We start from the raw sequence: 8,788 nt of genomic DNA, 5'->3' as shown, positions 1-8,788 counted from the left end.
ACACCCACGGTGTGCCGGGCCCTGACGCGTCCGCGGGAGGCGGGGCGCCGAGCGGGCGTCAGGCCTCGGGCCGCTCGGGCGCCAGCAGGAGCACCTTGCCGACGTGGGAGCCGGAGTCCAGGGCCCGGTGCGCCTCGGCGGCGTTCCGCATCTCCACCGTGCGGTCGACCACCGCGCGTACCGTGCCGGAGCCGATCAGCGGCCAGACGTGCTCGCGCACCGCCGCGACGATGGCCGCCTTCTCGTGCGTCGGGCGGGCGCGCAGCGTCGTCCCCGCGATCGCGGCCCGCTTGGACATCAGCGCGCCGAGGTTCAACTCGCCCTTCACGCCGCCCTGCAGACCGATCACGGCCAGCCGGCCGTTGACCGCGAGCGCCTTCACGTTGCGTTCCAGGTACTTCGCTCCGACGATGTCCAGGATCACGTCCGCCCCGGCGCCGTCCGTGGCCTTGTGCAGCTCCTCGACGAAATCCTGCTCGCGGTAGTCGATCAGGATGTCCGCGCCCAGCTCGGCGCAGCGCGCGAGCTTCTCCGGGCCGCCCGCGGTGACCGCGACCTTCGCACCCACCGCCTTGGCGAGCTGGATCGCCATCGTGCCGATGCCGCTCGCGCCACCATGCACCAACAGCGTCTCGCCGGGCCGCAGATGGGCGACCATGAACACGTTCGACCAGACGGTGCAGACCGCCTCGGGCAGCGCCGCGGCCGTCACGAGGTCCATGCCCTCCGGTACCGGCAGCAGCTGACCGACGGGGACGACGACCTTCTCCGCGTAGCCGCCGCCCACCAGCAGCGCGCACACCTCCTGGCCGACCGACCAGCCGGACACTCCGGGGCCCAACGCGGCGATCCGGCCGGAACATTCGAGGCCGGGGTATGGAGAGGTGCCCGGCGGCGGGTCGTAGAAGCCCTGTCGCTGGAGCAGATCGGCACGGTTGACGGCGCTCGCCACCACCTCGACGAGGACCTCGCCCTCGGCGGGCACGGGATCGGGCACCTCGGCCCAGACGAGGGCCTCGGGACCACCGGGTTCCGGAATCGTGATCGCATGCATGGCGGCGAGGCTACTCGGGCGGCGTGGACAGCGGGGTGACGGGCGCCGCGCGCACGATGGTGATCACACGGTCCGTCAACTGCAGGGGACTGGCGGCCGGATCGTCGTAACCGAGCAGCCGGTGCCCGCGCAACACGCTGATCACGAGGTCCTCGGTCTCCCGTACGCTCTTGCCCACCTCGGACTTTATGACCGGCCTCTCCACAAGATCGAGGCCCGAACCCTGCTGGATGAGGTCCTCCATGACCGTGCCGGCACTGGGGCTGAGCACGGAGAGGCCGAGCAGCCGTCCGGCGGCGCTGGCACTGGTGATCACGGCGTCCGCTCCGGACTGGCGCAGCAGCGGCGCGTTCTCCTCCTCCCGTACGGCGGCGACGATCTTCGCGCCCCTGTTGAGCTGCCGGGCGGTGAGCGCCACCAGGACGGCGGTGTCGTCGCGCTGGGTGGCGATGACGATCTGACGTGCCTTCTGCACCTCGGCGCGGATCAGCACATCGCTACGAGTCGCGTCGCCGACCACGCCGACGAACCCGTCCGCGTTCGCCGTCTCGATGACCTTGGTGGACGGGTCGACGATGACGATCTGGTCCTTGCGCAGCCCTGTCGCGCAGAGCGTCTGGATCGCGGAACGGCCCTTGGTGCCGAAGCCGACGACGACGGTGTGGTCACGCAAGGTGGACCTCCAACGGTTCAGCCGCCACTCCTCCCGGGTCCGCTCGGTGAGGACCTCAAGAGTGGTGCCGACCAGGATGATCAGGAACAGTACGCGCAGGGGCGTGACGAACAGGATGTTCACGAGCCGCGCCGAGTCGCTGTACGGGACGATGTCGCCGTAACCCGTGGTGGAGAGGGTGACGGTCGCGTAGTAGGCGCAGTCGAGGAAGTCGAGGGTCTCGTTGGCGTTGTCGTGGTAGCCGTCGCGGTCGACATAGACGATGAGCGTCGTCAGGGCCAGCACGCCCAGAGCCATCAACAGGCGCTTGGTCACCTGCCGTAGGGGCTTCTCGACGACACGGCGGGGCATCCGGACCCGGCTGGGGGACACCTTCTCGTCCGCGTGGCGGGCCATCACGTCACGGCTGGGAAGTTTCACGTGAAACACCCTCCTTCCGGGCTTCGGGCTGTCCCTGGACATGGCGCGGGCTTCCGCCGGTGAGGGAACCCGGCGAGGCGAGGGGTCCGGGCGACGAGAGAGAGCCCGGCCAGGGGAGGTCGAGGATTTCCAGAGCGTCGCCGGGCCGCGCGCCGCCGGGCGGTACGACGGCCATCCCGTCCGCCGCCGCGATCCCCCGGAGCATGGCGGGACCGTGGTAGCGCAGAGGGACGACCTGATCGTCACGGTGGACGACCGGAACGAGCCGGGTGTCGTGGGGATGGCCCTGCACCTCGTCCGCCATGGGGCCCCGGTACGGCGGCGGGAGCGCGGCGCCCGCGAGGGCCAGCAGCAGCGGCTCGGCCAGGGTGAGCAGACCCGATACGGCGGCGAGGGGGTTGCCGGGCAGCCCGACGAGATGCCGGTCGGCGTCGAGGCGCGCGAGCAGCATCGGGTGGCCGGGGCGGACCTTCACCCCGTCGACGAGCAGGGTCGCTCCCGCCTTGGCGAGCACGGGGTGGACGTGGTCGACGGGGCCGGAGGCCGTGCCGCCGGTGGTGATCACCAGATCGGCCGGGGAGCGGGTGACGGCCGCGAGGAGGGCTTCGGCGTCGTCGCCGATCCGTCGGGTGGCGAGCACCTCGGCGCCCAGCGCGTTCAGCCAGGGGCCGAGCATGGGGCCGAGGGCGTCCCGGATCAGCCCGTCGTGGGGGAGTCCGGAGGTCAGCAGCTCGTCTCCGAGGACGAGGACCTCCACGCGGGGACGGACGCGGGTCGGCAGCTCGTCGTACCCGGCGGCGGCCGCGAGACCGAGGACGGCGGGGGTCACCTGGGTCCCGGCGGGCAGCAGCCGGTCACCGGCGCGGCATTCCTGGCCCCGGGGGCGGATGTCCTGGCCGGGCACGACCTCGCGCCGGGCGTGCAGATGGCCGCTCGCGTCGGTGCGGGCGTGCTCGCTGCGGATGACCGCCGAGGTCTCGGGCGGTACGCGAGCGCCGGTGGCGATCCGTACAGCGGCGCCGTCCTCCAGCGGGGCGGCGGGGGCGTGGCCGGCGAGCACGGTGTCGTGCGCGCGGATCTCCCAGGGCCCGGGCCCGGCGACCGCCCAGCCGTCCATGGCCGAGGTGTCGAAGGAGGGCAGGTCGGTGAGCGCGTGAAGCGGCTGGGCGAGCACCTGGCCCAGGGCCTGGTCGAGCGGCGTACGGAGGGGCGGGCGCGCGGCGCCCACGGTGGCCCCGGCGCGGGCGGCGAGGGCCCGCGCGGCGGGCCAGGCGGTGGCGCGGTGCGGTTCGTCGGTGGTCGACGGGAGCTCCGCGCCGCGCTGCGGGGCGACGAGGGCAAGGACCTCGTCGACGCCGTCGTCGTCGCCTTCGTCATGGGGTGTCATCCGGCCGTGTCCCGCTCCGCCTCGGCGGCCCAGCGGTTGGCGAGGGCGGCGGCCTTGCGGGACGCCTCCGCGACGGCCTCGGAGCCGGCGACAGCACCCTCGGCGGCCGCCTTCGCCGCCGCGTACCCGACCAGGAAGGTGGTCAGCGGCGCGGCGGGGCGGGCGACCCCGTGGGCGGCGTCCCGGGCCAGATCGAGCAGCACGCCGGTGTCGACGTCGATCTCGATGCCCAGTTCGTCCTTGACTGCGGTGATCCATTCGTCCAGCACGTTCCCATGCTCCCTGATCCTGGCCCGGGCCGCGGCGATGTCCTCCCAGGTGTCGCAGTCGAAGGAGGCGAGGGGGCCTGCGGTGACCCGGACGAGCCGCAGTCCCTCGGTGAGGAGACGCAGCGGGAGCCCGGAGAGGGTGCTGTGCGCGGTGGTGAGGTGAGCCAGCTCACGGCGGAGGGCCTCGGTGCGGTACGCGGCGACGAGCGGCTGGTCGCGGCCGTCGGCATCGACCAGGAGGGCCGCGTCGGCGTCGGGCGCGGCGGTCAGGGTGTCCAGGAGCCGCAGGCCGGTCCCCTCGTCGAGGAACGGCAGGTCGGCGGAGAGGACGAGCACCGCACCGGCCGCGACCTCGCGCACCCCGGCGTCGAGCGCGGCCAGCGGCCCCCCACCGGGCGGCTCCTCCCGCGCCCACACCACGGGCCGTACGGTCTCGCGCCGCGCCCCGACGACCACGGTCCGACCGGCTCCCCGGCATCCGCCGAGCACCCGGTCGAGCAGCGCCCGCCCTCCGACCCGCAGCCCGGGTTTGTCCACCCCACCCAGCCGCTTGGCAGCCCCGCCGGCCAGCACGACAGCGTCATACAAGGTCGTCACCCCAGCAGTATGAGCTGCGCCCGGCCCAAGAGCCCCCAGCCGTCTCAAGGAGGAAGACGACGGGCGCTCCGCCCCGCGCAGGGGCGCGCCGGGCCCGGCGGCGGCGTGGGTGTCCTTGGCCGGCCGCCGGGCCTCGGTGGGTCAGAGGGTGCGGAGCAGCACCGCCGGGTGTTCGACGCAGTCCGCGACGTAGCGGAGGAAGCCGCCCGCCGTGCCTCCGTCGCAGACCCGGTGGTCGAAGGTCAGCGACAGCTGGACGACCTGGCGGACCGCCAGTTCGCCGTTGTGGACCCACGGCTTGGGGATGATCCGGCCCACCCCGAGCATCGCCGCCTCCGGGTGGTTGATGATCGGCGTGGAGCCGTCGACCCCGAACACCCCGTAGTTGTTCAGCGTGAACGTCCCGCCGGTCAGGTCCCCCGGCGTCAGCGTTCCCTTCCGCGCCGACTCCGTCAGCCGCGCGAACTCCTCCGTCAGCGACTCCGCCGACCGCGTGCCCGCGTCCCGGACCACCGGAACGACCAGACCGCGCTCGGTCTGCGCCGCGAACCCGAGGTGCACGGACGGCAGGCGGACGATCTCCCGCGCCGCCATGTCCACCGTGGAGTTGAGCTCCGGGTGGCGGGCGAGCGCATGGGTGCAGATCCGGGCGAGCAGCGCGAGGAGCGAGACCTTCGGGCCGCCGGCCGCGTTCATCGCGGCCCGCGCCGCCATGAGTTCGGTCGCGTCGGCGTCGACCCAGCAGGTCGCGTCCGGGATCTCCGTACGGCTGCGGGAGAGCTTGTCGGCGACGGCGCCCCGGACTCCGCGCAGCGGCACACGGTCACCAGCGGCCACGCTTGCCACGCCCGCCCCCGCGGCCACGGCGGGAGCCGGACTCGTGGCGGCCGGCTCGGCGGCGGCCAGGGCGGACTCCACGTCGGCCCGCAGGATCAGCCCGTCCGGGCCCGACCCCCGTACCGTGCGCAGATCGAGTCCCTTGTCCCGGGCCAGCTTCCGCACGAGCGGCGAGATCACCGGCACCGGCCCGTCGACGGCGGCCGGAGCCGCGGCCGGAACCGGGACGGGGGCCGGAGCGACGGCCGGGGCCGCCGGGCTCTCGCGCCGCACCCGGCGACGCCTGGCCGCCGGTCCCGCCGTGCCGTACCCGACGAGCACGTTGCCGGAGTACTCCGAGGACTCGGCCGCGCCTGCCGCGTCCACCACAGCCACGGACGCCGACCCCGAAGCCGAACCCGAGCCCGCAGCCCCGCCGACCGCGACGGTCAGCAGCGGCGCCCCGACGGGCAGTTCGCTGCCCTCATCGCCGAAGCGGGCGGTCACCACGCCCCCGTACGGGCACGGCACCTCCACCATGGCCTTCGCCGTCTCGACCTCCACGACCGGCTGGTCGATGGCGACGACGTCGCCGACGTCCACCAGCCAGCGCACGATCTCCGCCTCGGTCAGCCCCTCGCCGAGGTCGGGCAGCTTGAACTCAAGGACCTGGGCCATCAGTTCCCCGCCTCCCACTGCAGCCGCGCCACCGCGTCGAGGACCCGGTCCACGCCCGGCAGGTGGTGCCGCTCCAGCATCGGCGGCGGGTACGGGATGTCGAACCCGGCGACCCGGAGCACCGGCGCCTCCAGGTGGTGGAAGCAGCGCTCGCTCACGCGCGCCGCGATCTCCCCGCCCGGCCCGCCGAACCCGGCCGACTCGTGCACGACGACCGCCCGCCCGGTGCGCCGCACCGACGCACAGACCGTCTCCTCGTCGAACGGCACCAGCGAGCGCAGATCGACCACTTCCAGGTCCCAGCCCTCTGCCTGCGCCGCCTCGGCCGCCTCCAGGCAGACCGGCACCGAAGGACCGTACGTGATCAGCGTCGCGCTGCGGCCGGCGCGCCGCACCACGGCCTTGCCGATCGGCTCCACCGGCGTCGGCGCCTCGGGCCGCCAGTCGGCCTTCGACCAGTAGAGCCGCTTGGGCTCCAGGAAGACGACCGGGTCGTCCGAGGCGATCGCCGCCCGCAGCAGTCCGTACGCGTCCTCGACCGTCGCCGGGGTGACGACGTGGAGGCCCGGCGTCGCCATGTAGTAGGCCTCGGAGGAGTCGCTGTGGTGCTCCACACCGCCGATCCCGCCGCCGTACGGCACCCGGATCACCAGCGGCATCGGCATCGCGCCCCGCGTGCGGTTCCGCATGCGGGAGACATGGCTGATCAGCTGCTCGAACGCCGGGTAGGCGAAGGCGTCGAACTGCATCTCGACGACCGGCCGCAGCCCGTACATCGCCATGCCGACGGCCGTACCGAGGATGCCGGCCTCCGCCAGCGGGGTGTCCGTGCAGCGGTCCTCGCCGAACTCCTTGGCAAGCCCGTCGGTGACCCGGAAGACGCCGCCGAGCGTGCCGACGTCCTCGCCCATGACATGGACGGTCGGGTCCTCGGCCATCGCGTCGCGCATCGCCCGCTGGAGCGCCTGCGCCATGGTGGCGGGCTTGGCCGCGACCTTCTTCTCCGCAGGCTTCTGCGCGGTGGTCATCACGCCTCGCTCTCGGCGTCGAGCTCGGCCCGCAGCTGCGCCGCCTGCTCACGCAGTTGTGCCGTCTGCTCGGCGTAGACGTGCGCGAACAGATCCATCGGGTCCAGGACCGGATCGGCGTTCATCCGCTCACGCAGCTCCGCCGCCATCGTCTCGGCGGCCTCGGCCGCCGCCCGCCTGCCGTCCTCGTCGAGCAGGCCACGCTCCGTCAGCTCCCTCTCCATGAGGAGGATCGGGTCGTGCGCCCGCCAGGTCTCGACCTCGCTGTCCCCGCGGTAGCGGGTCGCGTCGTCGGCGTTGGTGTGGGCGTCGATCCGGTACGTGACGGCCTCGACCAGCGTCGGTCCGCCACCCCGCCGCGCGCGTGCCACGGCCTCGGTCAGCACCTGGTGGACGGCGACGGCGTCGTTGCCGTCGACGAGCCGGCCCGGCATGCCGTACCCGACGGCCTTGTGGGCCAGCGAGGGGGCCGCGGTCTGCTTGGCGAGCGGCACGGAGATCGCGAAGCCGTTGTTCTGCACGAGGAAGACCACCGGGGCCTTCCAGACGGCCGCGAAGTTCAGCGCCTCGTGGAAGTCGCCCTCGCTGGTGCCGCCGTCGCCGACCATGGCGAGGGCGACCACGTCGTCACCCTTGAGCCGGGCCGCGTGGGCCAGCCCCACCGCGTGCGGGAGCTGCGTGGCGAGCGGGGTGGACAGCGGTGCGACGCGGTACTCGTGCGGGTCGTACCCGGTGTGCCAGTCGCCGCGCAGCAGCGTCAGCGCCTGCACCGGGTCCAGGCCGCGGGCGACGGCCGCCAGGGTGTCGCGGTACGAGGGGAAGAGCCAGTCCCGGTCCTCCAGGGCCAGGGCGGCCGCGACCTCGGCGGCCTCCTGCCCGGTGGTCGACGGGTAGACGGCCAGTCGGCCCTGCTTGGTGAGCGCCGTGGCCTGCGTGTTGTACCGACGGCCGCGCACGAGCTCCGCGTAGAGCCGCCGCAGCAGCTCGGGGTCGGCCTTGGCCGCCGCGTCCGTGCCGAGGACCCGGAAGGGCTCGGCGTCGGGCAGCAGCGGGGCGGGGTCGGTGCGCGGCTTCCACGCCGGGGGCGGGGTGGGCCGGTAGGCGGTCGCGGCACCGGGCGGCTCTTGGACTGTCGAACTGCGCTGTTGCAACGAGTCCACCTCCTCGTGGGAGCGGGCATAAGACCCGAAGGCGGGTGGCGCGAATGTGGTGCGCCTCACCTACCGATTGTTCGGTCGTGGAGGCATTTTGGCTACAGGCACCCTCAGCCTGTGGACAATCGGTTCTCCACAGCCTGGGATGGAGACATGTCGTCCATGGATGAGAGGTGGGGGGACATGGCGGATGAACAAATGGCCGACGGCTGGGAGCAGGCGCTGCCCCAGAGCCCGGCCGGAGCCCCCCAGGGCACGCCCGCGCGCCCGCTCGACGCGATCGACCGGGACATCCTGCGCATCCTGCAGACGGACGGTCGCGCGTCGATACGCTCCGTGGCCGAACGGGTCCATGTGTCCCGGGCCAACGCCTACGCGCGGATCAACCGGCTGATCGACGACGGGGTGATCCGCGGCTTCAGCGCGCGGGTCAACCACGAGCGGGCGGGCCACGGCGCCTCGGCGTACATCACGCTCAAGATCGTCCAGAACTCCTGGCGGACCGTGCGCGAGCAGCTCCAGGCACTGCCGGGCGCCGCGCACATCGCCCTGGTCAGCGGGGACTTCGACGTCCTCCTGCTGGTGCACACGCCGGACAACCGGACGCTGCGCGAGCTGGTGCTGACCAAGCTCCAGTCCATCCCGGAGGTGCTCTCCACCCGCACACTGCTGGTCTTCGAGGAGACGGACCTCGACCCGCACCACTGACGGT

General features: G+C 73.4%; 8 protein-coding genes. 1 reads left to right on the top strand and 7 read right to left on the bottom strand.

Annotated features, from left to right (window positions below; all coding sequences use genetic code 11):
- Positions 1 to 58: 58 nt before the first annotated feature.
- From ACWF79_RS27880 to pdhA, 7 genes are all read right to left on the bottom strand, one after another.
- On the bottom strand, positions 59 to 1,054 hold the full coding sequence (locus tag ACWF79_RS27880; protein WP_453730910.1) for an NAD(P)H-quinone oxidoreductase: 996 nt from the start codon (positions 1,052 to 1,054) through the stop codon (positions 59 to 61).
- 10 nt (positions 1,055 to 1,064) lie between these two features.
- Entirely contained in the window at positions 1,065 to 2,189 is a 1,125-nt protein-coding gene (locus tag ACWF79_RS27875) for a potassium channel family protein (protein WP_453730909.1), read from the bottom strand.
- Positions 2,128 to 3,534 (bottom strand): molybdopterin molybdotransferase MoeA, encoded by a 1,407-nt coding sequence (locus ACWF79_RS27870; protein ID WP_453730908.1) that lies wholly within the window; start codon positions 3,532 to 3,534, stop codon positions 2,128 to 2,130. The genes ACWF79_RS27875 and ACWF79_RS27870 overlap by 62 nt, the downstream gene beginning before the upstream one ends.
- Complete coding sequence (locus ACWF79_RS27865) at positions 3,531 to 4,400, bottom strand: NTP transferase domain-containing protein (protein ID WP_453730907.1); 870 nt, start codon at positions 4,398 to 4,400, stop codon at positions 3,531 to 3,533. Before ACWF79_RS27865 ends, ACWF79_RS27870 begins: the two co-directional genes overlap by 4 nt.
- 141 nt (positions 4,401 to 4,541) lie before the next feature.
- Positions 4,542 to 5,894, bottom strand: a complete 1,353-nt coding sequence (locus ACWF79_RS27860; protein ID WP_453730906.1) for a dihydrolipoamide acetyltransferase family protein — start codon at positions 5,892 to 5,894, stop codon at positions 4,542 to 4,544.
- Positions 5,894 to 6,922 (bottom strand): alpha-ketoacid dehydrogenase subunit beta, encoded by a 1,029-nt coding sequence (locus ACWF79_RS27855; RefSeq protein ID WP_453730905.1) that lies wholly within the window; start codon positions 6,920 to 6,922, stop codon positions 5,894 to 5,896. Before ACWF79_RS27855 ends, ACWF79_RS27860 begins: the two co-directional genes overlap by 1 nt.
- On the bottom strand, positions 6,922 to 8,082 hold the full coding sequence (gene pdhA, locus ACWF79_RS27850) for a pyruvate dehydrogenase (acetyl-transferring) E1 component subunit alpha (RefSeq protein WP_453730914.1): 1,161 nt from the start codon (positions 8,080 to 8,082) through the stop codon (positions 6,922 to 6,924). The genes ACWF79_RS27855 and pdhA overlap by 1 nt, the downstream gene beginning before the upstream one ends.
- A gap of 177 nt (positions 8,083 to 8,259) precedes the next feature.
- Between pdhA and ACWF79_RS27845 the strand changes: the two genes are divergently transcribed.
- Positions 8,260 to 8,784: an Lrp/AsnC family transcriptional regulator gene (locus ACWF79_RS27845; protein ID WP_453730904.1), complete on the top strand. Its 525-nt coding sequence runs from the start codon at positions 8,260 to 8,262 to the stop codon at positions 8,782 to 8,784.
- Positions 8,785 to 8,788 lie beyond the last annotated feature (4 nt).

The sequence above is a fragment of the Streptomyces sp. NPDC054975 genome (genome assembly GCF_053609105.1).
This window is presented reverse-complemented; position numbering and strand designations above follow the sequence as displayed.